Genomic DNA, 24,439 nt, shown 5'->3' with positions numbered 1-24,439 from the left:
GTAGGTCTCGGAGGAACCCGGTGTCGCGGCGTCCGCTCACACGACGACACGAAGAGAGATACGGCGTAACACGAGGAACCGGCCCCCAGCCGGCAGGGCTGGGGGCCGGTTCGGAGGGACGTGGTGCTTACTGCGCCGCCTGCACGATCTCGAGGAGGCTCGGGACGTTGGCGTACGCCTCTGCCGCGTTCTCCTTCGTGACGATCACGGGCTCGAGCAGGTAGGCCGGGACGACCTTCACGCCGTTGTCGTACTGTTCGGTGTCGTTGACATCGGCATCCTCGCCCTGCTGCAGCTCGCCGATCATCTTCACCGTCTGCTCGACGAGCAGCGTGGTGTCCTTGTTGATGGTCGAGTACTGCTCGCCGGCCATGATCGACTTCACCGACTCGACCTCGGAGTCCTGGCCGGTGACCGTGAACGTCGTGACGTCCTTGCCGGCCTGCTTCACCGAGGTGAGGATGGCGCGCGCCAGGGTGTCGTTGGGCGCCAGGACACCGTCGAGCGTGTCGGTGCTGTAGGTCGACGTCAGGATCGAGTCCATGCGGCTCTGGGCGTTCTCGGCCTTCCAGCCCTGGGTCGCCGTCTGCGCGATCTCGTCCTGACCCGACTTCACGACGAGGGTGCCGTCGTCGATCTTCGGCTGGAGCACGTCGAGCGCGCCGTTGAAGAACACCGCGGAGTTCGCGTCGTCGGGCGAGCCCGAGAACAGCTCGATGTTCCACGGCGCGCCGTGGCCCGAGCGCGCCTCGAGCCCGTCGAGCAGCGCCTGCCCCTGCAGCTGACCGACCTTGAAGTTGTCGAACGCGACGTAGTAGTCGACGTTCTCGCTGTTCTCCAGCAGCCGGTCGTAGGCGATGATTTTCACGCCCGCGTCGGCGGCCTGCTGCAGCTGGGTGCCCAGCTGCTTGCCGTCCTTCGCGCCGATGACGATGACCTTCGCACCGTTGGTGATCATCGCGGAGATCTGGTTCTGCTGTTCGGCGACCGTGTTGGATGCCGGCGCGTACTGCACGTCGGCCTTGAAACCGGCGGCCTCGAGGTCCTTCGTGAACAGGTCGCCCGCGAGCACCCAGTTCTCGCTGGTCTTGTCGGGCAGGGCGACGCCGATCGTCGCGTCGGCAGCGAAGCCCGCCGAGGCGGAGGCGTCGCCGCCGGCGCCCGCGTCGGTGCGCGCGTTCGAGCACGCCGACAGGGCCAGCGCCGTGACCGCGAGCGCGGTGACGGCGAGAGCGATCTTCTTCATTGCATTCATCTCTTTTCTTCGGTGCGGAGAGCCATCAGCGAGCGGTGTCGTCATCGACGACCGGCATCGACGGGCTGACTGGTCTCATTGGTTCCGGCGGTCGGCAGGACCGTCGGAGGTGTGGGGGCATCGGCGCGGGCGCGGCGTCGGGCCGACCAGAGGCCGATGATCGAGGGGCGCCCGGTGGCCTTGCTCAGCACGTCGATGCCGACGGCGAGCAGCAGCACCACTCCCTTGATGACCGAGACCAGGTCGGCGCCCGTGCCGACGAGCTGGAGGCCGTTGTTGAGGAAGGCCATGACGAGACCGCCGATGATCGCACCGATGACGGTGCCGATGCCGCCCGAGACGGCGGCGCCGCCGATGAAGACGGCCGCGATCGCGTCGAGCTCCCAGCCGTTGCCGTCCTGCGGTCCGGAGGCACCCGAGCGGGCGACGAAGATCATGCCCGCGAGCGAGGCCAGCACCGACATGTTCATCATCACGAAGAAGTCGACGCGCCGGTCCTTCACGCCCGACAGCGTCGCAGCGAGACGGTTGCCGCCGACCGCGTAGATGCGTCGGCCGAAGGTCGTGTTGTTGGTGATGAACGAATACAGGATGACGAGGGCGACGAGGATGACACCCGAGATCGGGAACCCGGTTCCCGGCCGCCCGGTGGCGAACAGGTAGGCGGCGATGAGGATGACACCGCCCACGACGACGACCTTGAGGATCGAGACCCACAGCGGGGCCGATTCGGCTCCGGTCTTGGCCTGGCGCCGGCGCAGGCGGATCTCGTTGATCACGATCCACAACGCCCCGAGGATGCCGAGCGCGAGGGTCAGCACGTTGAAGGGCAACGGGATGAAGGGGAGCTCGGGCAGGTAGCCGGCGCCGATCACCTGGAAGTCCGCGGGCACGGCGAGGGTCGTGGACTGCCCGACGATCTGGTTGAGGCCGCGGAAGATCAGCATCCCGGCGAGCGTGACGATGAACGCGGGCACGCCGACGTAGGCGACCCAGAATCCCTGCCAAGCGCCGATGAGCACACCGACGACGAGACCAAGCACGATCGCGAGGTACGAGGGCAGGTTCCAGTCGGCCATCGACTTGGCGACGACGATGCCGGTGAAGGCGGCGACCGACCCGACCGAGAGATCGATGTGGCCCATGATGATGACCATCACCATGCCGATCGCGAGGATCAGGATGTAGGAGTTCTGATTGATCGCGTTGATGAGGTTGCCCGACGACAGGGTCAGGCCGTTCGTCCAGATCTGGAAGACGAGGATGATCAGCACGAGCGATCCGAGGATGCCGAACTGCCGAAGGGTGGATTGCCCGCTGCCGAACGCCTTGCGGATGTCGGCCAGCCCGCCGGTGCGGACGGGGGCGGTGTCGGGCTGAGTCATGCGGTCACTTTCTTTCCACGGTCTGCGGTCATGCTCCGCATCAGTTCCTCGGGTGTGGCCCTGCGCGCGTCGATCTCGTCGGTGATGCGTCCCTCGAAGACCGTGTAGATGCGGTCGGCCATGCCGAGGAGCTCCGGCAGCTCGCTCGAGATGAGCAGGACGCCCTTACCCTGTGCGGCGAGGTCGTTGATGATCGAGTAGATCTCGTACTTGGCGCCGACGTCGATGCCCCGGGTGGGCTCGTCGAGGATGAGCAGGTCGGGGTCGGTGAACATCCATTTGGCGAGCACGACCTTCTGCTGGTTGCCGCCCGACAGCTTCGAGACGCCGTTGTCGACGTTCGACGTCTTGATCCGCAGCCTCCCTCGGTAGTCGTCGGCGATCGCCCGCTCCTCGTCCTTGCGCAGCACGCCGTGCGGCGCGATCTTGCGCAGCTTGGCCGACACCACCGAGCGACGGATCGGATCGAGCAGGTTGAGACCGAGCACCTTGCGGTCCTCGCTGACGTAGGCGAGCCCGTGCGAGATCGCCGCCGGCACGTCCTTGAGCGTCACGGGCTCGCCGTCGATGAGGATCTGACCGCCCTCGTAGAGGCCGTACGAGCGGCCGAACAGGCTCATCGCGAGCTCGGTGCGGCCCGCGCCCATGAGTCCCGCGAGGCCGACGACCTCACCTCGACGAACGGTGAGGTGCGACGACTTCGCGACGAGCCGGTCGGCGTTCAGCGGATGCCGCACCGTCCAGTCGCGCACCTCGAAGAAGACCTCGCCGATCTTCACGTCGCGCGGCGGGAACCGGTTCTCGAGCGAGCGGCCGACCATCCCGCGGATGATGCGGTCCTCGTCGACGTCGCCGGCGTGCACGTCGAGGGTCTCGATCGTGCGACCGTCGCGGATGATCGTGATCGAGTCGGCGATCTGGGCGATCTCGTTGAGCTTGTGGCTGATGATGATCGAGGTCACGCCGCGGTCTCGCAGGTCGGTGATGAGGCCCAGCAGGTGCTGCGAGTCGTTCTCGTTCAGTGCGGCGGTCGGCTCGTCGAGGATGAGCAGCTTGACGTTCTTCGACAGGGCCTTGGCGATCTCGACGAGCTGCTGCTTGCCGACGCCCAGCTGCTTGATGGGCGTGGCCGGGTCGTCGTGCAGGCCCACGCGTTGCAGCAGCTCACGTGCCCGGGCTCGCGAGGCGTCCCAGTCGATGCGGCCGAAGCGCGAGATCTCGTTGCCGATGAAGATGTTCTCGGCGATCGAGAGCTCGGGGATCAGGGCGAGCTCCTGATGGATGATCGCGATGCCGGCATCCTCGCTCGCCCGGATGTCGCGGAACTGCACGGTCTGCCCGTCGAAGACGATGTCGCCCTCGTAGGTCCCGTAGGGGTAGACCCCCGAGAGCACCTTCATGAGCGTGGACTTGCCGGCGCCGTTCTCGCCGCAGATCGCGTGGATCTCGCCGGCCTGCACCGTGAGCGACACGTCGGCGAGGGCGATGACGCCCGGGAACCGCTTCGTGATGGAGCGCATCTCGAGCAGGGGCCGCCCGGGTCCACGCCGTTCGGGCCGTTGCCGGCCGCCTCCGGGCACGCCGGATTCTGAATCGATCACCAAAGCTCCTCTGCCCCAGATCATCGGATGTCAACGTTGTCATCGAGCGTCGTCACTCTACGCTCCGGCCCGCCATGTGTGAAGCAGCGCCCCGCCGATAGAATGTCCACCGTTGTCATCGGAGGGAGCGGGGATGCCGAATCCGACGCGGGCGACGATCCAGGACGTCGCGCGGCTCGCCGGGGTGAGCGCGAAGACGGTCTCGCGCGTCTTCCACGGGTCCGACCAGGTGCGGGCCGATACGCAGGAGCGCGTGCGGGCCGCCGCGGAGCGACTGCGCTTCCGCCCGAATCGGGTCGCGAGGGATCTGCGGCGCGGCGGGGTGACCAACACCGTCGCCTTCGTCATCGGCGACATCCAGAACCCGTTCTACTTCACGGTGGCCGGCGGCATCGAGTACGAGCTCGCGCAGCACGGCTACACGATGCTGCTCGCGACCACGGACGACTCGGCCGAGACCGAGCGGCGGGTCGTCGACGCGGTCCTGTCGCAAGGTGTTCGTGCGCTGCTGCTCATCCCGGTCGCGGACGACCAGTCGTACCTCGAGGGGGAACGACACTTCGGCACACCGATCGTCGGCGTGGACCGGCCGCTCGAGAACCTGCTCTCCGACACGGTGCTGCTCACCAACCGAGCGGGGATGACCGAGGCCGTGCGATCGCTGACGGCTCTCGGGCACCGACGGATCGCATTCGTCGCGAATCCGGCCTCGGTGCACACGGTGCGGGAGCGACTGGCGGGGTACCGAGACGCGCTCGCGGAGGTCGGGGTCGGTGAGACCGACCGCTGGTTGAGCCTGGGCGACGACCCGACGGCGAGCACGCGTGACGCCGTCATCGACCTGATGCGTTCGAGCGAGCCGCCCACCGCCATCGTGACGGGCAACAACCGGGCGACGACGGCGACGCTGCAGGCATTGCGCGACCTCGACTCGCCCTGCGCGCTGATCGGCTTCGACGATTTCGAGCTCGCCGAGATGCTCGGTATATCGGTCGTCGCACACGACGCGCACGCGCTCGGGCGCGCCGCAGCACTGCTGGCGGTCGACCGGATCGAGCGTCCGACGGCGCCGCCGCGACGGGTCGAGATCGCGACATCGCTCGTCCGGCGAGGGTCGGGCGAGCGCCCGCCCCACGGCTGAAACATCTCGGGAGTAGTGTGCTCGCGTGATCCCGTTCGAGAACCTGCTGGCGTTCCTGCTCGCCGCGGTCGTCATCATCGTGATCCCCGGCCCGAGCGTGCTCTTCGTCATCGGGCGTTCGATCGCGCTGGGACGCCGCGCCGGGGTGCTGAGCGTCGTCGGCAACGCGCTGGGCACGGTGCCGGCGGTGCTCGCGGTGGCGTTCGGGGTCGGTGCGATCGTCGCGTCGTCGGTCGTCGCGTTCACCGTGATCAAGCTCGCCGGCGCCGCGTATCTGGTGTGGTTGGGCGTGCAGGCGATCCGGCACCGTCACGCCTACATCCAGGCGCCGGGCGGCGAGCGCTCCTCGACGGGTCGCCTGCTGGCGCAGGGCTTCGTCGTGGGGATCACCAACCCGAAGACGATCGCGTTCTCCGTCGCCGTCCTGCCGCAGTTCGTCGCGCCCCACGCGGGCCCGATCTGGATGCAGCTGCTCGCACTCGGTCTGCTGTTCCAGGTGCTCGCGCTGGCGTGCGACAGCATCTGGGCGCTGGCGGCCGGAACGGCGCGGACGTGGTTCGGCGGATCGCCGCGACGGATGTCGACCCTGACGGGGGCGGGCGGCGTGATGATGATCGGGCTCGGCGGCACCCTCGCGTTCGCGGGGGCGAAGAGCTAGCCGGACCCGGGCGGGCGGAAGCGGACACCGTCTCCCCCGACGTTCAGGGGAGGCCCGGGGAATAGCGCCGGGACGGCGACCGCTGCACCATCCATGGACTCCGCGGTTGTGCTCGATCGATTCGGTGACGTCAGCGGTCTGGCCCTCGAGCATCGGGATCTCCCCCCGCTCCGCGAATCGGAGGTGCGCATCCGCGTCTCGGTCGCGGGCCTCAACCCGGTGGACTGGCAGATCGTGGAGTCTCCGGAGCTCGCCGCCGTCTTCGGGATCGACGTGCCCTCGGGCTTCGGAAACGACTTCGCCGGCACGGTCGCCGAGGTCGGTGGGGCCGTGCGGCGGTGGGACGTGGGAGACCGCGTGTTCGGCGGAGCGCGCGGCCGCGCCGTCGCCACATCGATCACTCTCGACGAGACCCACCCGAGCCTGCATCGTCTGCCTGCCGGCGTCTCGGATCTCCAGGCCGGGGTGCTGGACATCGCCGGACGCACCGCATCGGCCGTCGCCGACGCCCTGTCGGCGCAACCCGGTGAGACGGTGCTCGTCGGCGCCGCCGGCGGCGGGGTCGGTTCGATCCTGACGCAGCTGCTCGTGCGCGACGGCGTGCAGGTGATCGGCACGGGGTCCGCCGCGTCGGCCGACCACATCCGGTCGTTGGGCGCCGAGCCGGTGGCTTACGGCGACGACCTCGCCGCTCGGCTCGCCCACCATCTCGCCGCGGGCGGCATGGCGCTTGCTGCGGCGGCGGACCTGCACGGCATCGACACCGCGAAGACGGCCCTGGAGCTCGGCATCCCGCCGCAGCGGGTCGTCACCATCGAAGCCGACGACCCGCCCTCCGGGGTGCTGCAGGTGAACGGTTCCGATGCCCGCCCGGACGCGCTCGCCCGCCTCCTCGCCCTGATCGCCGGCGGCGAGCTGCGGATCCCCGTCGCCGCCGTCTACGGTCTCGATCGATTCCGCGACGCCGTCGCGCACCAGCGCAGTCGACACGTGCACGGCAAGATCGCCATCGCCCCGACGCGCTGAGACAGCACCACCCGCACCGCACCCGCACCAGTAGCGCGGGTCGGTGGCACCGCTCCCTGTCACTGGTCGGTTTTCGGAGCCTGCGAGGGCGGTCAGAACGGCGGTGACTCGCCGCGATGACCGCCGATGGGACCGGGCGGATCGGAGGCGCCCGGAGGTTCGGCCGCCGGGTCGGGCGGTCCACCGGCTCGCGCGCTCACTGTGTCGGTGGTGAAGCAGACGGCCGGTATCGGGACGTCTTCGCGGTAGATCCGGCCGCCCGGTGAGGTCCACTCCAGAACGCCCCCGCCGAGCTGCCGAACCTGCCACCGCGTGAACTGCTTCATCGAGTGGTGCCGCTGACACAGGTGCGCGAGGTTGGCGAGGTGGGTGTGCCCGCCGAGGGCGTGGTCGCGGGTGTGGTCGATCTCGCAGCGGATGGCGGCGAGGCGGCATCCGGGGAACCGGCAGTGCTGGTCCCGGGCCTTCAGGAGCTTCGCCATCGCCGCGGTCGGCCGGTACGTGTCGACCTCGACCGGGGTGCGGGCGACGGGATCCACGAACAGCCGGTCCCACTCGCGGGTCTGTCCCGCGAGGCGGCGGGCGGACTCGGCGTCGATCAACCCCGCCCCGACCACCTCCGCCGGATGCTCGTCGCCGCCAGTGAGCGTTTCCGCGGTGACGGCGACTTGCACGCGTGCGCGGATCGCGCCCTACCCGCCGGCCCGGTCGGTGCCGGTGGTGGGGTCGACGACGGGCGCGCGGGCGAGGATGAGGTCGCCGAGGATGTCGGCGCGGAGCTGGTCCATCGTCCGCAGATCGGGCTCCGCCGCGGCATCCGCCGTCGCATCCGCCGCCGCAGCGCCATCGCCCACCGCCGCAGCGCCCGCATCCGCCCGGGCGTCCTTCACCGCGTGCCCCATCTGCGTGAGACGGTCGAACATCCCCGCCGCGATCACCGTCGGCAGCGTCGCCACGAGATTCGACATCCCATCGGCGCCCGGAAAGACCCGCACGCAGCGGTCCGCGGCTGCCTCGCGGTGCCGCTCGGTGAACGTGCGTCCGTGCATCTTCTCGGCGAGGACCTGCAACGGTTGACGGACTCGGGTCGCGATGTCGCCCTCGCAGATCGCGATGGCGGCGAGCTCGAACTCCGGTCGCACCTCCCCGGGCAGGACGGCGCCCGCTTTCACGACGACCTCGACGTGATCGCGCGTGATGAGCCGGGACTCCCAGGCGGAGAACACCGCGGGAAAGTCGTCGACGATCGTCAGGGCGTGATCGATGTCGCGCTGCAGACGGCGATCCGTCCGCCGCGCGAGCCCCGCCGCCTCGGCGGCCACCGAGCGCAACTCCATGTCGGACGCCATCCCGCGCACTCCGTCGCGGCGCGCCTCACGCAAAGCCGATCGCCCGAGCTCGGCCAGGGCGCGGATCGATGTGACATCGGCGTGGTGCGCCAGTACGAGCGCCTCGCTGTAGGCCGCGAACGCAGCGCCGTGCGGCGAGTCGAAGACCTCGCCCGCTCCACCACCGCCGCTCGCATCCATGTTCCCATTTTGGCATTGGGGTCTGACATCACACTCGAAGTTTTATTCGAACGCGGAGATCCGATCCGGTCGTGCCCTGGGGAGGAATGAGCGCTCAGGGAATCCGAACACCCGTGAAGCTGGTGCGTCGGCGCAGCTCGAAGCCGAGCTTCTCATACCCGGCGATCGCGTTGACGTTCGCGGCGGCCGCGTGCATCAGGGCGCGCCCGCCCCGCTGGTGGATGTGGAAGGCCACATCCAGCACGAGGCGCGACGCGAGCCCCTGCCGCCGGTAGGCCTCGTCGGTGGCGACCGCACTGATCTCGGTCCACTCGCCCGGCTGCAGACGCTCTCCGGCCATGGCGATCAATCGCCCCTCGCGGCGGATCCCGACGTATCTGCCCAGGACGACCGTCCGCTGCCGGAACGGCCCGGGGCGATTTCGCTCGACCAGCGCCAACATATCGGCGACGTCCGCCTCACCCAGCTCGACCGCCTCGTCGTCCGGGCGCGGACGCAGCCGGTCGGTCTCGACGAGCTGCACGCCCGCCCCGCGGAACGTCTCGATCCAGCCCGCCGGGAGCTCCGGCGCGGCGGCGACCGGGTCAGGACCGTCGGCGGCGGCTCCCGGATCGGACACCGGCGAGCTGATGCTGAACTCATTCCCGGAGCCGACCACGGTCGCAAGCGACCGCCAGACGGCGGGATCGTCCCACGTGCGCACCCCGACGAAGCCGGCGACGTCGTCGGGGTACCGCCGCACGAGGTCGTCGCCGATCGCGAGGTGCGCGTGGGCTCCCGTGAGCGAGTACCAGGCGGCGTTGTCGCGGACGTCCACGCCGTCGCGAACCTGGGGCGGGGTGATGGTCATCGGATCGTCCTCTCAAGCAGACCGCAGGATGCGCTCGGTCACGCGTGCGCAGAAGTACAGGGCCGAGACGGGCACCCGTTCGTCGGCGGCGTGGAACTGCGCGAACACGTCGAAGTCAGGATCAACACGCAAAGGCACGAATCCATACCCGTGGATGCCGAGTCGTGCGAAGTGCTTGTTGTCGGTACTGGCGGGGAGCAGGTACGGCACCACCACACCCGAGTCGTCCTCCGCCGAGACGGCGGCCTGCAGCACGGCGAGCAGCGCCGCATCGGCCGGCGCCTCGGTCGCCGACCACCACCGGCCCTCGACGACGTCGGCATCGTCGCCGACGAGCTCGCGCAGCTCGCTGCGGAGCGCGTCGTCCTGGCCCGGCAGCAGCCGGATGTCGAGGAGGGCCGACGCCTCGGCGGGAATAACGTTGACCTTCTCGCCGCCGCGCAGGACGGTCGGTGTCACGGTGTTGCGCAGCGACGCGCCGACGATGGTGTCGACGAAGCCGAGCGTGGCGAGGTCTTCCTCGAGCGAGGTCTCGGTGAAGGCGAGCCCTCGAGCCGCCCCGAACTCGCGGAGGAAGCCCTCGAGAGCCGCCGTGCGCTGCACCGGGAACCGGTGGCTGCCGATCGCCGCGACGGCGCGCGCGAGGCGGACCACCGCGGTATCACCCGTCGGGCGCGAACCGTGGCCGGCCCGACCGCGCGCGACGAGGGTCGCGCCGGCGACGCCCTTCTCGGTCGTGGCGACGAGGTAGGCTCGCCGCCCTCCCCCGGCCGAGCCCTGGTCGACGTCGAGCGGAACCGAGAAGCCCCCCACCTCGCTGAGCGCCTCGGTGACGCCGTCGAACAGGTCGGGGCGATGGCGCACGAGCCAGTCGGCGCCCCACACGCCGCCGCTCTCCTCATCGGCGAGGAACGCGAACACCAGGTCGCGCCGGGGCACGATGCCCTCGCGCGCATAATGACGTGCGACGGCGAGGATCGTGCCGGCGAAGTCCTTCATGTCGACCGCGCCGCGACCGTACAGGTAGCCGTCGTGGATCTCGGCGCCGAACGGCGGGTGCGTCCAGTCGTCCTTGGCCACCGGCACGACGTCGAGGTGCGCGTGGACGAGCAGCGCCCCGGCATCCGGGTCGCTTCCCTGCAGACGCGCCACGAGCGAGCCGCGGCCCGGTGTCGGCTCGATGAGCTCCGAGTCGATGCCCACCTCGGCCAGACGCTCCCGCACGTAGCGCGCCGCGCGCGTCTCACCGTCGCCGATGGTGTCGGCCACTCCCGTGTTGACGCTGTCGATACGGATGAGGTCGCGGACGAACTGCAGCGCCTCGTTCTCGAGTTCGCCGGTCATGGCACTCCCTCCCCCGCAGCTCGGACGCCGCACCGCGACGCTAACCGCTCCGACACGCGGCCGTCGGGCGCCCTGCCACATACGTTCACGGAGCGGCTCGGCGATAAGGTGCCCTCGTGAGCACCTCCACTCCGAAGACCGCATGGTCGCTGGCCCGTCTCGTCATGGCAGCGGTGATCGTCGCTGCCGTCGTGACCCAATTGACGGTGTCGTTGACCCGCACGGCCGAGACCGGCGGCGACGTCGCCACGGTGTTCGCGAACTTCTTCAGCTTCTTCACGATCCTCTCGAACGTCATCGCAGCGGTCGTGCTGGCATGGGCGGGCCTGCGGACGCTGCGCGACCCGCGGGGCGCCACGTCGTCGCTCGGGCTCTCGGCCGCGCTCGCGTGCGCGACCACCTACATGGTCATCACCGGCATCGTCTACAACACGCTGCTGCGGGGCATCACCCTGCCGCAGGGCTCGGAGCCCGTGCCGTGGTCGAACGAGGTGCTGCACCTGATCGGCCCGATCTTCCTGCTGCTGGATCTGCTGATCGGCACACGCCGGCGAGCGCTGCGGTGGCAGACGGTGTGGGTCGTGATCGCGTTCCCGCTGCTCTGGGTGGCGTACACGCTCGTCCGCGGCCCACTCGTCACCAACCCGGCCAACGGGCAGCCGTACTGGTACCCCTACCCGTTCCTCAACCCCAACAACCCGGGCGGATGGGGCATGGTCGCCGCCTACGTCGTCGTCATCGCGATCGCCTTCGTCGCAGTCGGGTTCTTCACCGTCTGGGTCACCCGGCGTCGCGCGCGCGCCGTCGGCGCGGCATCCGGGCGCCCGACCACCTGAGAGCCCGATCCGGGTCAGCGCGGCAGCGTCAAGATCTCAGCCGCGCCCTCGGTGATCGCGATCGTGTGCTCGGTGTGGGCGGTGAGGCATCCGGTCGAGCTGCGCAGCGTCCACCCGTCGGCGTCGGTGACGAGCTCCTTGGTGTCGGCCATGACCCACGGCTCGATAGCGATGAGCAGCCCCGGACGCAGCGTGTAGCCCCGTCCCGGCCGCCCGCTGTTGGGGATGTGGAGGTCGCCGTGCATGACCGACCCGATGCTGTGGCCGCCGAACTCGGTGTTGATCGAGTAGCCGGCGCCCGAGAGCACGGTGCCGATCGCGCGCGAGATGTCGCCGACCCGGTTGCCCGGACGGGCGACCTCGATCGCCGCAGCGAGCGCGCGCTCCGTCGCGTCGATCAGGGCGAGGGCTTCGGCGTCGCGCGGCGTGCCCACGACGAAGCTTATGGCGGCATCCGCGGCGATGCCGTTCTTGATCACCGCGAGGTCGAGCGTGAGCAGGTCTCCGTCTGCGAGGCGATAGTTGTGCGGCAGCCCGTGCAGCACCGCGTCGTTCACGGCCGTGCAGATGTAGTGGCCGAACGGCCCGCTCCCGAATGACGGGGCGTAGTCGACGTAGCAGGAGGTCGCGCCGTTCTCAGCGATGAGCCGGCGAGCCCACTCGTCGATCTCGAGGAGGTTGACGCCGACGCGCGCTCGCGACTTCAGCTCGTGCAGGATGCTGCCGACGATCGCACCCGTCTCGCGGGCTCGGTCGATCTCGTGCGGTGCGAAGATCTCGATCATCGGCAGCTCCTCCGAAGCGGTATACAAATACCGGTCAAACTATACCGCTACGATGGGCGCATGATGGTCCGTCGGGCACTGACCCCGGAAGCACGCGACCGCGGCCGCCGCCTCGGCCTCGTCCTGCGGCGCGCCCGCGGCGATCGGTCGATCACGGACGTCGCGAGCGCAGCCGGCGTCTCGCCGGAGACGCTGCGGAAGATCGAGACCGGCCGCCTCGCGACGCCCTCCTTCGCGATCGTCGCAGCCGTCGCCACCAGCCTCGACCTCTCCCTCGACACCGTCGCCGCTGAGGCCTTCGCGCCCGCCACCGCGGCCACCGACACGGCGCGCTGACCGGGCAGCCCGGCTTCTACAGGGTGATGCCCTCGTAGCGCGAGAACGCCTCGACGCTACGGCGCACGGAGTCGAGCTCGGCGCCGGGGGCGTAGTCCTGCTCGAGCAGCATGTACTCGTAGTTCGGCAGCTGCGCGGCCGCGTCGATGATGTCCTGGATCGGCAGCACGCCCGTGCCGACCTCGCCGAACTCCTCGGGCTTCTCGAGCTCGAGGAAGAGCGGCATGTCGATGGACGCGTCGGGTGCGACCGACCCCTCGTACATGTTGAGCGGGCGTGCGGCGCCGGCCGGGAAATCCTTCTGGTGGCTCATGACGAAGCGGTCGGGGTAGGTGCGGAAGAGCTCGATCGGGTCCGCGCCGCCGCGGTACGCCCAATAGGTGTCGAGCTCGAACTTCACGAGGTCGGGGTCGGTGTAGTCCATGAGCAGCTCGTAGACGGTGCGGTCGCCGAAGCGCTGAAACTCCTGGTAGTGGTTGTGATAGAAGAACGTCATCCCGCGCTCGGCGGCGACGCGGCCGACCTCGGTGAAGAAGTCGGCGCGGCGCTTCACGTACTCGAGGTCGCCGTAGGGGTAGAACTCGATGTCGCACCCGATGCGACGGTTGCCGATCTGCTCCTGGAAGTCGAGCACGGCGGGCAGGCGGTCGAGGTCGAGCGGATTGATCTGGCATCCGATGATCTCGATGCCGCGCTCCTCCATCATGCGCGCGAGGAAGTCGGCGGGGATGCCGAAGCCGATGCCGTCCTCGGTGAGCGCGCGGTGGTTCGCACCCTCGAGCCGGGTGAGCCCCATGTCGGCGAGCGCGTTGAGCGTGCCCTCGGGGTCGGCGGCGAGCGAATTGCGCACCGAGTAGAGCTGGATGCCGATCTGGATGGCCATGGCCGTCTCCTTCGTTCTCGTGGGTCAGATGATGGGGCGACGCCAGCGGTCGATGACGGCGTCGAGGTAGTCGTCGAAGGCGCCCACGAGGTCGAGTTCGCGGTCGAGGAGCCACTGCAGCTGGAGGCCGTCCATCATGGCGCTGAGGCGCTGGGCCTCGACGCGCGCCGCGCTCGGGTCGATCGGTGCGATCTCGTCGGACGCCGCGGCGTACAGGATCTCCTCCTGCAGGCGGTCGGCGATGTGCGCGTAGCGTGCGACGAAGTAGTCGTGTGCGGGATGGTCTCGGGCCGTCGCCTCGGAGCCGAGCGTGAGGAAGAACTCCACCCAGGTCGGGTTGTCGCGGCTGTATGCGATGCGCGTTCGGAGCTCCTCGACGTAGGCGAGCCCGCGCCGGCCGCCGTCGGCCACCTGAAGGGCGTCCCAGTGGTCGAGCACGGCCGTCAGCAGGCCGTCCTTGCTGCCGAAGTGGTTCACGATCTGCGACGCGGGAGCGCCGACCGATTCGGCGATCATGCGAAGCGAGCCCCCGCGGTAACCGTGCTCGCCGAAGACGCGGATCGCGTGCTCGACGAGCGCCCGCCGGGTCTCGATACCGGTGCGGTACGGCCCGCGGGTGCCGCTCACGCCGTCTCCAGATCCCGCAGCAGGGCGTCGGCGGCGCGCACGGCGCTCGTCATCCCGATGAGGGTCGAGTTGCACGCGAGCGACGTCGGCACCACGCCGTTGCCCGCGACGAAAAGGTTCTCGAAGCCCCATACGCGGCCGTCGACATCGCACACGCTCGTGCCGTCGTCGGCCGCACCCATGCGCACGGTGCCCGTGTAGTGCAGCGATCCGCCGGCGCCGAGCGCAGCCGACTCGGTCGCCGGGTCGAAGTCGCCCATGCGCGACGCCGCGACGATCTGGTCGGCGCGAGCGCTCTCGAGGGCATCGCGATCGGCGTCGGTGTAGGTGAAGTGCACCGTGATGCGCGGCATGCCCGCGGCGTCGACCTCGGTGTCCGAGAACTCGAGACGGTTGTCACGCTGCACCTCGGTGCGGATGTAGTACTCGATGCCGACCGCGTACCCGGTGGGGGCGTGCTGCTCGTCGACGAGCGTCTTCGTCATGATGTGCACCTGGAAGGGCTGCGTGTCATCGCTCTGGGGCACCCACAGGCAGTCCGACGCCCATTCGAGATCGGTCGGCGGGGTGAGCTCGTCGACCGCGAACCCCATGCGCTCGGGGTCGGCGATCACCTGGCCGGTGAGGAAGTAGTGCTCGTTGAGGTAGCGGCCGAGCGCCGCGGGTCGGATGCCGGACGCGAACAGCAGCTGGGGCGTGCGGATGGCGTCGGCGCACACGACGACATGCGCGGCGTGCACCTCGAAGGTCTCGTCGGTCGCGAGGTCGCGGCATACGGCTCCGATCGCGCGCCCGCCCTCGTGGATGAGCGACGTGCTCATGCTGTTCGCGACGAAGGTGAAGGCCGCGTCGCTCGCGGGGTCGCCGAGCGCGGGGAAGATGACCGAGGGGCTCGTGCGCTCCTTGCGGCCCGTGCCCCGGTCGTTGACGGCCATGGGCATGTTCTGCACCTCGCGGCCGGGCGCCTGGCGGGCGTCGAAGTGCGCGCGCAGCTCCCGCGCGACGGTCTCGCCCGCGGGAGTGAGCGGGAACGGCTCGCGGTTGATCTCGAGCAGGTCGGATGCCCGGGCGATCGCGTCCGCCCATTCAACCGGCGTGAGCACAGGGTCGAGCTCGGATCCCCACGGCGTGGGGGTCGCGGCCGTCCAGTGGATGCCCATGCCGCCCGCGTTCCACGCGACCGTCGCACTCGGCATCTCGTCGGCCTTCTCGCCGAGGGAGGTGAGGTGGTACATGCCGGGGGTGACGTCCCGCATGCTTCCGCCGACGCCCTGGCTCGGCTTGACGCCGGTGTAGAACGCCTGCACGCCCGACGACACCTTGCGGTTGTACTGCGCCCAGACCTCCGGATCCTCGACGTCATGCAGGTGCTGACCGGCCTTCGCTCCGACGGTCGGGCCGCCGGCGATCATCGCGATGCGGATGCCCGGGTCGGCGTCGCGCAACTGCCGCGCGATGGCGGCTCCCATCATCCCGCTGCCGACGATGAGGACGTCGTGGAGGTCGGGGGTCGCCATGCTGCTGCTCCTGCGGTGGTCGATTCGAGGTCGAGGCCGGGTCGCCTTGACGTGTCGCCGAGCGTACACATAATCTGAACGCCCGTAAAGAATTCGCGGCGATACCGCCGACCATCGCCGCCGCGGGCGGCCCTCGAGGGAGACGACATGCGCATCAGCGCCAGTGAATGGGTGCTCGGCGACCGCCCGACCGCTATCCGCCGCGCGGCCGCAGCCGGATTCGACGCGATCGAACTCGATGCCATCCCGGGCATCGACATCGCGGCGCTGCAGGACGACCTCGCCGCCGCCGGGCTCGCCGTGCCGTCGATGTGCTGGGCCTGGAACAGCGAGAGCGAGCTCGGGTCGCCCGATCCCGCCTCGCGCGCCCGGGCCCAGACCTATCTCCGCGGCGCGCTCGAGCAGGCGCACGAGCTCGGGGCTTCGCAGATCGTCGTGCTGCCCGCGTGCCGGAAGGATCCGTGGACCGACGAGCCGCGCATCCGCGGGCTCGAGCGCGCTGCGGCATCCATCGCCGAGGTGCTGCCCGACACGCCCTCGGACGTCGGCATCGCGCTCGAGGGCCTGCGCCGGATCGAAAGCTTCCTCATGAACACGCTCGACCATTCGGCGCTCGTGCGGTCGATGATCGGCCACGACGACCGCGTCGGCCTTCTTGCCGACTGGTACCACGTCGTCGTCGAGGAGATCGACCCCGTTGCGTCGATGCGGCAGCACGCGGAGGCCATCAGCCTCGTGCACCTCGCGGCCACCGAGCGCGGCCCCCTGCTCGCCGATTCGGTCGGTGCGGCCGAGCTCGCCGCGCAGCTGCGCGACATGCCGGCGGTGCGGTCGTACACGATCGAGTACAACGTCGGCGACGACGACGCCGCGCTCGCACAGAGCCTCATCTTCGCGCGCAGCGTGTGACGGCGTTCGTCCCTCGGGCCGCCGCTCTGCTGCCCGAGCTCGTCGCGCTGCGACGGGCCCTGCACCGCGATCCCGAGGTCGGCCTCGATCTGCCGCGCACGCAGCGGCGCGTGCTCGACGCGCTCGACGGACTCGGCCTCGAGATCACGACGGGCGCGGCGTCGACGTCGGTCACGGCCGTGCTGCACGGCGCGCGGCCCGGCCCGACCGTGCTGCTGCGGGCCGACATGGATGCGCTGCCGCTCACCGAAGAGACCGGGCTCGAGTACGCGTCGACGTCGGGCGCGATGCACGCCTGCGGCCATGACCTCCACACCGCGGGGCTCGTGGGGGCCGCGCGACTGCTCGCCGGCGCGCGAGACCGCCTCGCGGGCGATGTCGTGCTCATGTTCCAGCCCGGCGAGGAGGGCGACGACGGTGCGGCGACGATGATCGCGGAGGGTGTGCTCGAGGCATCCGGGTCCGCGCCCGTCGCCGCGTACGCCGCGCACGTCGTGCCGGGACCGGCCGGGCGCTTCGGCACACGGCGCGGCACGCTCATGGCCGGTGTCGCCGACCTGCGCATCGAACTGCACGGCGTCGGCGGGCACGGCTCACGCCCCCACGACGCCATCGATCCCGTCGTCGCGATCGCGGAGCTCGTGACGGCGCTCCAGGTGATGATCACGCGCCGCTTCTCGGTGTTCGACCCTGTCGTGATCACGGTGACGCAGCTCGCCGCGAGTGATGCCATCAACGTCATCCCCGAAACCGCGTCACTCGGCGCGACCGTGCGCACGCTCTCGCGCGCGGCCGACGAGCGCGTGCGCGGGGAGGTCGCGCGGCTCGCGACCGCCGTCGCCGCCGCACACGGATGCCGCGCCGTCGTCGAGTTCTCGGCCGACTACCCCGTGCTCGTCAACGACGACGCGGAGGCCGACTGGGCGCACGACGTGCTCGCCGAGACGTTCGGCGTCGCGCGCAGCACGATCGCGCCGGATCCGCTCATGGCCTCCGAGGACTTCTCGCGCGTGCTCGAGGCCGTGCCGGGCGCGTTCGTGCTGCTCGCGGCGTCGCCTGCCGACGCCGACCCCGCCGCGTGGAACCACTCTCCGCGGGTGCGCTTCGACGACGCGGTGGTCGGCGACCTCGCGGCCGCGCTCGCGACGCTCGCCGCGCGCCGGCTCGACCGCGCCGCCGGCTGAACCGACCGGGCGCGCCGGTGGGTCAGCCCTCGAGGCCGCCCCGGTCGGCGAGCGCGATCGCGAGGTCGAAGTCGGTGCGGTCGCGCGTCGAGTCGAGGTTGCGACCCGTGATGTCCTCGATGAGCTGCACGCGGTGCCGCAGCGTGTTCGGGTGGACGTAGAGCTCGTTCGCCGCGACGCTCAGGCGTCCGCCCGTGCGCAGGAACACCTCGAGCGTGTGCAGCAGCTGCCCGCCGCGCGCCTCGTCGTATTCGCGCAGCGGACGAAGCAATGCCGCGCCGGTCTCGCGGATGAGGTCGGACGCCTCGGAGTACATGATGGTCGACGGGCTGTTGAGCTCGTCGGCACCGATGACCATCCCCGGGCCGGCGCGTCGCGCCAGCGACAGCGCGTGCTCGGCCTGGATGAGCGAGAGCCTCAGCCGGTCGGCCGCTCCCGAGGATCCGCGGCCGGTCGACGCGCCGCGAGGGAGGCCCGCGACGATACGGTCGGCGACGTCGGCACCCGCGACGCACACGAGGACGGCGTCGTCGAAGCGCGCGGCGGCGGCCGCCGACGAGCCCGCTTCGCGCCGCACCGCGACGAGCACGGCATCGGGATCCGCGTGCCAGACGGACAGCACCGCGAGGTCGGAGGCACCCTCGATGCCGAGCGACCGCAGGCGGGCCAGCACCGTGACGACGTCATGGTCGTCGCTGCGCAGCCACGTGAACAGCTCGCGGGTGTATCCGTCGACCGTCCGCTTCACCGAGCGGATGCGCTCGACCTCCAACGCGATGAACGGCACCCCGACCGAGAGCACGGCCTGCTGCTCGACCGAGAAGTTCGCCGGGTCGGCCTCGCTGAACAGCTCGGCGTCGATGACGCCTTCGCTCGCGAGCGGGATCGGGTGCATCCCCTCGACCGACGCGACACCCGAGACCTCGCGATCGGCGACGAGACCGACCGTCGTGCCGAGTCCGCTCGAGAGCGACGACAGCATCGACGCGAGGCTGCGATCCTCGCGCAGCGCCGCGACGAAGGTGCGGTAGTAGTCGAGGTGCCGGCGCAGGGGTCGCTCCCACGTGCGACGCTCGGCCTGCACGAAGGTCTTGATGACCCGGATGAACGGCACCTCGATCGGCACCAGGAAGAACGTGAGCCCCTGCGCCTCGCACGCGGCGAGGAGTTGCGAGGGCAGATCGGTGATCGTCTTCGTGAGACCGAAGCCGAGCGCGATGACGCCCGCCTCGACCAGATCCTGCACGTAGACCTCGGCCGCGACGGCCGGCCACCACTGCCCCGACGTGAGCGCGACCTCGCCGCCCGACATGAACTCGGATGCCGGGAAGCGGTCGACCGCGTGCACCCATTCGATCTCGACATCGACGTCGCCGGAGAACGCGATCGTGAGCGAGAGCCCGGGAGCGGCGAGCAGTTCGCTGACCTTCACCTCACGCCCTCCTCGTCTCTGCGACCGGTTCGTCACATGGGGTGTTTCCGATCGAAACACCGGATGCCGGCCCACGAAACGGCGCCGAAATAAAGGCCCTCCGCGTTGGAGAACTCTCCAACGCGGCGCCTCGAGACAGGCGTTTCATCCAATTCCGCGCCTCTCGGTGACATGAACAGGATAGGCGTGCGCTCCTCCAGGCGACCTCTTCGAACCGCCTCCCCGCATGACCTCGACACCCGTGAAAGGCCAGCCATGCTCCGACACCGCACCGTGATCGCCGCCACCGCGGCGACCGCCGCCGCGCTCTTCGCCCTGACGGCATGTTCGTCGTCCGGCTCTCCCTCCTCGTCCTCTTCCGACGCCGACTCCGGCCTGAGCGGCGAGGTCACCTTCGCCGGCTACGGCGGCGCAGGCGGCGACGCCATCACGGCGGCGTGGCTCGACCCGTTCTCCGAGGAGACCGGAGTCGACGCCATCCTCGACCCCTCGATGGACAACTCGAAGCTGCTCCAGATGATCGAGAGCGGCAACGTCACGTGGGATGTCGCCGAGGCCGGCCTCGACTTCGGACTCACCGAGGAGAACGAGGGCCTCGCCGACATCGACTGCGACATCGTCGAGTGCGACGCCTTCGACGGGCAGTGGCCCGTCACGGCGAAGGGCGTGCCGATGTTCGTCTACTCGACCGTCGTCACCTACAACACCGATGCTTTCGGCGACGCGGGCCCGCAGACGTGGGCCGACTGGCTCGACACCGACGCGTTCCCGGGCAAGCGGGCGATCAACGCCGGCGAGGGCTTCTTCGGCCTCGCCGAGGCGATCCTCCTCGCCGACGGCGTGAGCCGTGACGAGCTGTACCCGCTCGACATCGACCGCGTGCTCGAGAAGCTCGACCCGATCAAGGACAACCTCATCTTCATCACGAGCGGCGCCGAGTGCATCGACCTCGTGACCTCGGGCGAGGCGACCGTAGGCGCGTGCTACAACGCCCGGGTGACCCAGGCCACCGGCGAGGGTCAGCCGATCGCGATGTCCTGGGACGGACAGATCCAGTCGGCCGACTACGTGACCATCCCCGCCGACAGCCCGAACCTCGACAACGCCATGGCGCTCGTCGCCTACATCACGTCGACCGAGCACTCGGGCGACCTGGTCGAGTACCTCACCTACGGCCCCGGCAACCCGCACGCGACGATCCCGGAAGACAAGCTCGCCGACGTGCCGACCTCGAACGAGGGAACCGGCGACGCCGCGCCGATCATCCCCGACTTCGAGTGGTGGAACGAGAACCGCGCCGACGTGCTCGAGAGCGTGTCCGCATGGGTGGCGTCCTGACCGATGAGAGAGGGGGCCGGCGCTGGTGGATCAGCGTCGGCCTCCTCGGCCTGCTCTTCGTCGTCCTGGCGCTCATCCTCCCCCTCGCGATCGTGGTGCAACGCGCCTTCGACGCCGGGTTCCAGAACTTCGCCGACGCCCTCGCGTCGGCCGCCTTCATCCGTTCGATCGGCAACACGGCGGTGCTCGCACTCGCCGTGACGATCAGCTCGGCGGTCATCGGCTACCCCTACGCGTACGCCATGGCCCGCTCGGGCAAGACCCTCTCGCGCATCCTCCTCATCGCCCTCATGCTGTCGTTCTGGACGAGCCTGCTCGTGCGCAGCTACGCCTGGCAGGTGCTGCTCAACGACACCGGGCTCGTGAACACGATGCTCCAGGCGATCGGGCTGATCGATGAACCCCTCCGGCTCATCCGCACGCCCGCAGCGACCCTCATCGGGATGACGCACATCCTCGTGCCGTTCGCGATCTTCGCCATCTACTCGCAGCTGCGCGGCATCTCGCCCGATCTCGCGATCGCCGCCCACGGCCTCGGCGCAACACGTGCGCGCGCGTTCTGGAGCGTGACCTTCCCGCTCTCGATCCCCGGACTCGCGGCCGGGAGCCTCCTCGTCTTCGTGCTCACGCTCGGCTTCTACATCACCCCGCAGCTGCTCGGCGGCGCGGGCAACCAGGTCATCGGGCAATCGATCGTCGAGCAGACGAACACGCTGCTCAACACGGGGGTGGGGTCGGCCATGGCCGTGCTGCTACTCGCGGCGGTCATCGTGATCCTCGCCGTCACCGCCCGCTTCCTCGGGCTCGGCAAGGTCCTCGGCATCGCTCTCGAGAGGAACTCAGCATGAACGCCGGCATCACGGTGCGCGTCATCGGCGTCGTCGTCGCGGCGCTGCTGATCCTCCCGACGATCATCATCTGCGCGACGGCCTTCACGAGCGGCACCCAGGTGACGTTCCCGCCCGACGGATTCTCGACGCGTTGGATCGACGAGATCCTCGGCGACCGCCGCTGGATGCGCGCCTTCGGCAACTCGTTCGCCGTCGGCCTGCTCGCCGCCGCGTTCGCGATGATCGCGGGCGGCGCGCTCGCGCTCGGCGCCGCCCGTGCCCGGGGCGCGATCTCGACCGTGTTCACGGCCGTCTCGGTGCTGCCGATGATCCTTCCCCTCGTCGTCGGCGCGGTCGGGTTCTATCTCGTGTACGTACGCGTCGGCCTTACCGGCAACGTGCTCGGCCTGGCGCTCGCGCACGGCGTGCTCGGGCTGCCGTACGTGTTCGTCAACGTGCTCGCGCTCCTGCGCACGCTCGACGCCCGCGTCGAAGAGGCGGCGCGCGTGCACGGCGCCGGACAGTTCATGACGCTCGTCACGATCACCCTGCCGCTCGTCGCACCCGCGACGGTCGTCGGCGGCCTGCTCGCCTTCATCTCCTCGTGGGACGAGGTCGTCGTCGCGACGTTCCTCAGCGACGCGCGCTTCCAGACGCTGCCCGTGCTGATGTACACGCAGATCCGGTCCGGCGTCGAGCCGTCCGTCTCGGCGGTGGCGCTGATCGTCACCGTCGTCACCTTCGCGATCGCCCTGATCGTCTCCCTCGTCGGCCCCATCCGTGCCCGACTCGCCCGCCGCGGCCAGAGAACCCCGAGGAGCTCATGATGAGTCCCAACGAAGCAACGCGCACCCCCGGCGCCGCCCTGAGCGTCCGCGCGATCACGAAGCGCTACGGCGCGACCGCGGCCGTCGACGCCGTCGACCTCGAGATCGGGGCGGGCGAGTTCGTCACGCTGCTCGGCGCCTCGGGCTCGGGCAAGACGACCCTGCTGCGCATCATCGCCGGCTTCGGCGACGCCGACGAGGGGTCGCTCCTGCTCGACGGCCAGGAGCTGCGCAACGTGCCCGTGCACAAGCGCGACATCGGCATGGTGTTCCAGAACTACGCGCTCTTCCCCCACCTGAGCGTCGAGCAGAACGTCGCCTACCCGCTGCGGATGCGCCGCGTCCCGTCGGCCGAGCGCCGCCGACTCGTCGCCGAGGCGCTCGAGGCCGTGCGGCTGCCCGAGTTCGGTAGACGCCGCATCACGCAGCTCTCGGGTGGGCAGCAGCAGCGCGTCGCGCTCGCCCGCGCGATCGTGAGCCGCCCCCGGCTGCTCCTCATGGACGAACCGCTCGGCGCGCTCGACCGCAACCTGCGCGACGCCCTGCAGCTCGAGATCAGCCGCCTGAGCCGGGAGCTCGGTCTCACCGTCATCAACGTGACGCACGACCAGGAGGAGGCGCTCACGATGAGCGACCGCATCGCGCTCCTCGACCACGGCCGACTCGTGCAGTTCGCCACCCCCGACGAGCTGTACCACCGGCCCGCGGATGACACGGCCGCCGCCTTCGTGGGCGAGTCGAACCTCTTCCGTGGTCACGTACGCGGCGACGGCACGCTGGAGATCTCCGACGGCGTCGTCTTCTCACCGCCGCTGCTCGTCGACGGCTCCGCGGTCGGCGCCGATCCGGTCGCCGTCATGGTGCGCCCGTCGCTCGTCGACATCGCCGCGCCCGGCACCGCGCCGGAGGCGCACTCGCGCGTCGACGGCACCGTGCGCGGCATCGTCTACGCGGGCGACTCGCGGAAGATCATCGTGCGGACGGCGACGGGCGTCGAGCTCATCTCCCGCGAGGACGCCTCGCGTCCCACGGATGTCGTGGTCGACGCGCGCGTCACGCTGCACTGGTCTCCGCGCGCATCCGTCGTCACACGCATCGGTGCCGCACCCACCACCTCCATCACCACCACAGAAAGCGCCGCATCGTGAGCACGATCGATTCCACCAAGGAGGTCTCGGACGGCCGGTTCCACCACCTGATGGGGCCTGAGGCCCTGCCTGCCTTCCACGACGAGATCGAGGACGTCTGGGGCCGCAAGTGGGGCGCGGCCGACGAGGTCGGCAAGCTCCGCACGGTCATGATGCGCCGCCCGAGCGCGGGCCTGCAGGCCGTGCGGGCCGACGCCTACGACGCCGAGATGGGTGCGTTCGTCGACCCCGACCGTCGGTGGTACTGGACCGGCGAGGAACTTCCCGACCTCGACCTCGTGAATGCGCAGTACGACGGCTTCGTCGCGGCGCTCGAGGCCGAGGGCGTCGAGATCGTGTTCGCGCCCGACCTCGACCCGAGCTTCACGAAAGCCGTGTACACCCGCGACCCGCTCGTCACCGTGCCCGGCGGCGCGATCATCGGGCGCCTCGCGCCGCGCATGCGGCGCAGCGAGGAGCAGTCGATCGCCGCGACCGTCGCGGGCGCCGGGATGCCGATCCTCGGGACGGTCACGGGTGCGGGCCTGGCCGAGGGCGGGAGCTTCGTGAAGGTGCGCCCCGACCTCGCGTTCTTCGGCACCTCGGTTCGCTGCAACGCCGAGGGCGGTCGCCAGCTCGGCCGGATCCTCGAGCCCTACGGCATCCGCGTTCAGACCGTGAGCCTGCCCGGCTACCTCATCCACCTCGACATGTGCTCGGTCATGCTCGACGACGATCTCGCACTCGTGAATCCCCGCCTCGCGCCCTACGACTACATGTCGGCGCTCTGGGACCTCGGCATCGAGACGGTCGACGTCCACCCCGACGAGGAGTGGTCGACGAACCTGCTCGTGACCGATCGCCGTCGCGCCATCATGCCGGCGCACCTCGAGCGCACCGCCGAGATGCTCGCCGACGCGCACGGGGTCGAGATCATCCCAATTGAGTTCCGCGAGATGCTGAAGAACGGCGGCGGCCTGCACTGCTCGACGATGGAACTCGCGCGGGACTGGAGCTGA

24 protein-coding genes are annotated in these 24,439 nt (G+C 70.0%); 12 read left to right on the top strand and 12 right to left on the bottom strand.

Annotated elements, in window-relative coordinates; genetic code table 11:
* Positions 1 to 127: 127 nt before the first annotated feature.
* The 3 genes from BLT21_RS09690 to mmsA are packed head-to-tail and all read right to left on the bottom strand — an operon-like array spanning position 128 to position 4,160.
* Complete coding sequence (locus BLT21_RS09690) at positions 128 to 1,246, bottom strand: substrate-binding domain-containing protein (RefSeq protein WP_091501472.1); 1,119 nt, start codon at positions 1,244 to 1,246, stop codon at positions 128 to 130.
* Positions 1,247 to 1,296: 50 nt separating this feature from the next.
* Entirely contained in the window at positions 1,297 to 2,640 is a 1,344-nt protein-coding gene (gene mmsB / locus BLT21_RS09685; protein WP_091501470.1) for a multiple monosaccharide ABC transporter permease, read from the bottom strand.
* On the bottom strand, positions 2,637 to 4,160 hold the full coding sequence (gene mmsA / locus BLT21_RS09680; RefSeq protein WP_256336052.1) for a multiple monosaccharide ABC transporter ATP-binding protein: 1,524 nt from the start codon (positions 4,158 to 4,160) through the stop codon (positions 2,637 to 2,639). The genes mmsB and mmsA overlap by 4 nt, the downstream gene beginning before the upstream one ends.
* A 214-nt stretch (positions 4,161 to 4,374) precedes the next feature.
* Here mmsA and BLT21_RS09675 point away from each other — a divergent pair, with 214 nt between their 5' ends.
* The 3 genes from BLT21_RS09675 (at position 4,375) to BLT21_RS09665 (ending at position 7,066) form a co-directional block, all read left to right on the top strand.
* A complete protein-coding gene (locus BLT21_RS09675) occupies positions 4,375 to 5,382 on the top strand; it encodes a LacI family DNA-binding transcriptional regulator (RefSeq protein ID WP_091501467.1) in 1,008 nt (335 codons plus the stop codon).
* A 25-nt stretch (positions 5,383 to 5,407) separates the two neighbouring features.
* Complete coding sequence (locus BLT21_RS09670; RefSeq protein ID WP_091501465.1) at positions 5,408 to 6,040, top strand: LysE family translocator; 633 nt, start codon at positions 5,408 to 5,410, stop codon at positions 6,038 to 6,040.
* 93 nt (positions 6,041 to 6,133) lie between these two features.
* On the top strand, positions 6,134 to 7,066 hold the full coding sequence (locus BLT21_RS09665) for an alcohol dehydrogenase catalytic domain-containing protein (protein WP_091501463.1): 933 nt from the start codon (positions 6,134 to 6,136) through the stop codon (positions 7,064 to 7,066).
* A 92-nt stretch (positions 7,067 to 7,158) separates the two neighbouring features.
* Here the strand turns inward: BLT21_RS09665 and BLT21_RS15655 are convergent, their stop codons facing one another.
* The 4 genes from BLT21_RS15655 to BLT21_RS09650 all read right to left on the bottom strand — a co-directional run bounded on the left by BLT21_RS15655 (position 7,159) and on the right by BLT21_RS09650 (position 10,789).
* The gene (locus tag BLT21_RS15655) at positions 7,159 to 7,740 is read right to left on the bottom strand and encodes an HNH endonuclease signature motif containing protein (RefSeq protein WP_176786866.1); all 582 of its coding nucleotides are present in this window, start codon (positions 7,738 to 7,740) and stop codon (positions 7,159 to 7,161) included.
* A gap of 18 nt (positions 7,741 to 7,758) precedes the next feature.
* Positions 7,759 to 8,595: a hypothetical protein gene (locus BLT21_RS15650; protein WP_176786865.1), complete on the bottom strand. Its 837-nt coding sequence runs from the start codon at positions 8,593 to 8,595 to the stop codon at positions 7,759 to 7,761.
* A gap of 94 nt (positions 8,596 to 8,689) precedes the next feature.
* Positions 8,690 to 9,445 (bottom strand): GNAT family N-acetyltransferase, encoded by a 756-nt coding sequence (locus BLT21_RS09655; protein ID WP_091501461.1) that lies wholly within the window; start codon positions 9,443 to 9,445, stop codon positions 8,690 to 8,692.
* Between the two features lie 12 nt (positions 9,446 to 9,457).
* The gene (locus tag BLT21_RS09650) at positions 9,458 to 10,789 is read right to left on the bottom strand and encodes a M20/M25/M40 family metallo-hydrolase (protein ID WP_091501460.1); all 1,332 of its coding nucleotides are present in this window, start codon (positions 10,787 to 10,789) and stop codon (positions 9,458 to 9,460) included.
* Positions 10,790 to 10,905: 116 nt separating this feature from the next.
* Here BLT21_RS09650 and BLT21_RS09645 point away from each other — a divergent pair, with 116 nt between their 5' ends.
* Positions 10,906 to 11,625, top strand: coding sequence for a Pr6Pr family membrane protein (locus BLT21_RS09645; RefSeq protein WP_256336011.1), 720 nt, complete (start codon positions 10,906 to 10,908; stop codon positions 11,623 to 11,625).
* A 14-nt stretch (positions 11,626 to 11,639) separates the two neighbouring features.
* Here the strand turns inward: BLT21_RS09645 and map are convergent, their stop codons facing one another.
* The gene (gene map / locus BLT21_RS09640) at positions 11,640 to 12,410 is read right to left on the bottom strand and encodes a type I methionyl aminopeptidase (protein WP_091501458.1); all 771 of its coding nucleotides are present in this window, start codon (positions 12,408 to 12,410) and stop codon (positions 11,640 to 11,642) included.
* A gap of 63 nt (positions 12,411 to 12,473) precedes the next feature.
* Here map and BLT21_RS09635 point away from each other — a divergent pair, with 63 nt between their 5' ends.
* Positions 12,474 to 12,746 (top strand): helix-turn-helix transcriptional regulator, encoded by a 273-nt coding sequence (locus tag BLT21_RS09635; RefSeq protein ID WP_091502214.1) that lies wholly within the window; start codon positions 12,474 to 12,476, stop codon positions 12,744 to 12,746.
* 16 nt (positions 12,747 to 12,762) lie between these two features.
* Here BLT21_RS09635 and BLT21_RS09630 read toward each other — a convergent pair whose 3' ends face one another.
* From BLT21_RS09630 to BLT21_RS09620, 3 genes are read right to left on the bottom strand one after another with little or no spacing between them, the layout of a single operon-like run.
* Complete coding sequence (locus BLT21_RS09630) at positions 12,763 to 13,629, bottom strand: sugar phosphate isomerase/epimerase family protein (RefSeq protein WP_091501456.1); 867 nt, start codon at positions 13,627 to 13,629, stop codon at positions 12,763 to 12,765.
* A gap of 24 nt (positions 13,630 to 13,653) precedes the next feature.
* Positions 13,654 to 14,256, bottom strand: a complete 603-nt coding sequence (locus BLT21_RS09625) for a TetR/AcrR family transcriptional regulator (protein WP_176786864.1) — start codon at positions 14,254 to 14,256, stop codon at positions 13,654 to 13,656.
* Entirely contained in the window at positions 14,253 to 15,773 is a 1,521-nt protein-coding gene (locus BLT21_RS09620) for a GMC oxidoreductase (RefSeq protein ID WP_091501452.1), read from the bottom strand. The genes BLT21_RS09625 and BLT21_RS09620 overlap by 4 nt, the downstream gene beginning before the upstream one ends.
* A 147-nt stretch (positions 15,774 to 15,920) precedes the next feature.
* Between BLT21_RS09620 and BLT21_RS09615 the strand changes: the two genes are divergently transcribed.
* Entirely contained in the window at positions 15,921 to 16,682 is a 762-nt protein-coding gene (locus BLT21_RS09615) for a sugar phosphate isomerase/epimerase family protein (RefSeq protein WP_091501450.1), read from the top strand.
* Complete coding sequence (locus tag BLT21_RS09610; protein ID WP_091501448.1) at positions 16,679 to 17,866, top strand: M20 metallopeptidase family protein; 1,188 nt, start codon at positions 16,679 to 16,681, stop codon at positions 17,864 to 17,866. Before BLT21_RS09615 ends, BLT21_RS09610 begins: the two co-directional genes overlap by 4 nt.
* Before the next feature lie 22 nt (positions 17,867 to 17,888).
* Here the strand turns inward: BLT21_RS09610 and BLT21_RS09605 are convergent, their stop codons facing one another.
* Positions 17,889 to 19,298, bottom strand: a complete 1,410-nt coding sequence (locus tag BLT21_RS09605) for a helix-turn-helix domain-containing protein (protein WP_176786863.1) — start codon at positions 19,296 to 19,298, stop codon at positions 17,889 to 17,891.
* A 255-nt stretch (positions 19,299 to 19,553) separates the two neighbouring features.
* On the opposite strand from BLT21_RS09605, the gene BLT21_RS09600 reads away from it, so the two are divergent.
* From BLT21_RS09600 to BLT21_RS09580, 5 genes are read left to right on the top strand one after another with little or no spacing between them, the layout of a single operon-like run.
* Positions 19,554 to 20,636 carry an extracellular solute-binding protein gene (locus BLT21_RS09600; protein ID WP_176786862.1) on the top strand — a complete coding sequence of 361 codons (1,083 nt, stop codon included), beginning with the start codon at positions 19,554 to 19,556 and terminating at the stop codon, positions 20,634 to 20,636.
* A complete protein-coding gene (locus BLT21_RS09595) occupies positions 20,621 to 21,484 on the top strand; it encodes an ABC transporter permease (RefSeq protein ID WP_091501440.1) in 864 nt (287 codons plus the stop codon). Before BLT21_RS09600 ends, BLT21_RS09595 begins: the two co-directional genes overlap by 16 nt.
* The gene (locus BLT21_RS09590) at positions 21,481 to 22,293 is read left to right on the top strand and encodes an ABC transporter permease (RefSeq protein WP_091501438.1); all 813 of its coding nucleotides are present in this window, start codon (positions 21,481 to 21,483) and stop codon (positions 22,291 to 22,293) included. The genes BLT21_RS09595 and BLT21_RS09590 overlap by 4 nt, the downstream gene beginning before the upstream one ends.
* Positions 22,293 to 23,441: an ABC transporter ATP-binding protein gene (locus BLT21_RS09585; protein WP_091501436.1), complete on the top strand. Its 1,149-nt coding sequence runs from the start codon at positions 22,293 to 22,295 to the stop codon at positions 23,439 to 23,441. Before BLT21_RS09590 ends, BLT21_RS09585 begins: the two co-directional genes overlap by 1 nt.
* Positions 23,438 to 24,439 (top strand): dimethylarginine dimethylaminohydrolase family protein, encoded by a 1,002-nt coding sequence (locus tag BLT21_RS09580; protein WP_218125765.1) that lies wholly within the window; start codon positions 23,438 to 23,440, stop codon positions 24,437 to 24,439. The genes BLT21_RS09585 and BLT21_RS09580 overlap by 4 nt, the downstream gene beginning before the upstream one ends.

Origin of the sequence: Microbacterium sp. cf332 (assembly GCF_900102175.1) — a bacterium.
GTDB lineage: Bacteria > Actinomycetota > Actinomycetes > Actinomycetales > Microbacteriaceae > Microbacterium.
Note: the sequence above shows the minus strand (reverse complement) of the source record. Positions and strands in the feature narration are given on the sequence as shown.

Bases quoted from the DNA above. Each gene is read 5' to 3' on its own strand.
- BLT21_RS09620 (WP_091501452.1), bottom strand. From the start codon at position 15,773: ATGGCGACCCCCGACCTCCACGACGTCCTCATCGTCGGCAGCGGGATG.
- BLT21_RS09650 (WP_091501460.1), bottom strand. From the start codon at position 10,789: ATGACCGGCGAACTCGAGAACGAGGCGCTGCAGTTCGTCCGCGACCTC.
- BLT21_RS15650 (WP_176786865.1), bottom strand. From the start codon at position 8,595: ATGGATGCGAGCGGCGGTGGTGGAGCGGGCGAGGTCTTCGACTCGCCG.
- BLT21_RS09615 (WP_091501450.1), top strand. From the start codon at position 15,921: ATGCGCATCAGCGCCAGTGAATGGGTGCTCGGCGACCGCCCGACCGCT.
- BLT21_RS09690 (WP_091501472.1), bottom strand. From the start codon at position 1,246: ATGAAGAAGATCGCTCTCGCCGTCACCGCGCTCGCGGTCACGGCGCTG.
- BLT21_RS09590 (WP_091501438.1), top strand. From the start codon at position 21,481: ATGAACGCCGGCATCACGGTGCGCGTCATCGGCGTCGTCGTCGCGGCG.
- map (WP_091501458.1), bottom strand. From the start codon at position 12,410: ATGATCGAGATCTTCGCACCGCACGAGATCGACCGAGCCCGCGAGACG.
- BLT21_RS09595 (WP_091501440.1), top strand. From the start codon at position 20,621: ATGGGTGGCGTCCTGACCGATGAGAGAGGGGGCCGGCGCTGGTGGATC.
- BLT21_RS09585 (WP_091501436.1), top strand. From the start codon at position 22,293: ATGAGTCCCAACGAAGCAACGCGCACCCCCGGCGCCGCCCTGAGCGTC.
- mmsB (WP_091501470.1), bottom strand. From the start codon at position 2,640: ATGACTCAGCCCGACACCGCCCCCGTCCGCACCGGCGGGCTGGCCGAC.
- BLT21_RS09635 (WP_091502214.1), top strand. From the start codon at position 12,474: ATGGTCCGTCGGGCACTGACCCCGGAAGCACGCGACCGCGGCCGCCGC.
- mmsA (WP_256336052.1), bottom strand. From the start codon at position 4,160: ATGCGCTCCATCACGAAGCGGTTCCCGGGCGTCATCGCCCTCGCCGAC.
- BLT21_RS09630 (WP_091501456.1), bottom strand. From the start codon at position 13,629: ATGGCCATCCAGATCGGCATCCAGCTCTACTCGGTGCGCAATTCGCTC.
- BLT21_RS09675 (WP_091501467.1), top strand. From the start codon at position 4,375: ATGCCGAATCCGACGCGGGCGACGATCCAGGACGTCGCGCGGCTCGCC.
- BLT21_RS09665 (WP_091501463.1), top strand. From the start codon at position 6,134: ATGGACTCCGCGGTTGTGCTCGATCGATTCGGTGACGTCAGCGGTCTG.
- BLT21_RS09655 (WP_091501461.1), bottom strand. From the start codon at position 9,445: ATGACCATCACCCCGCCCCAGGTTCGCGACGGCGTGGACGTCCGCGAC.
- BLT21_RS09600 (WP_176786862.1), top strand. From the start codon at position 19,554: ATGCTCCGACACCGCACCGTGATCGCCGCCACCGCGGCGACCGCCGCC.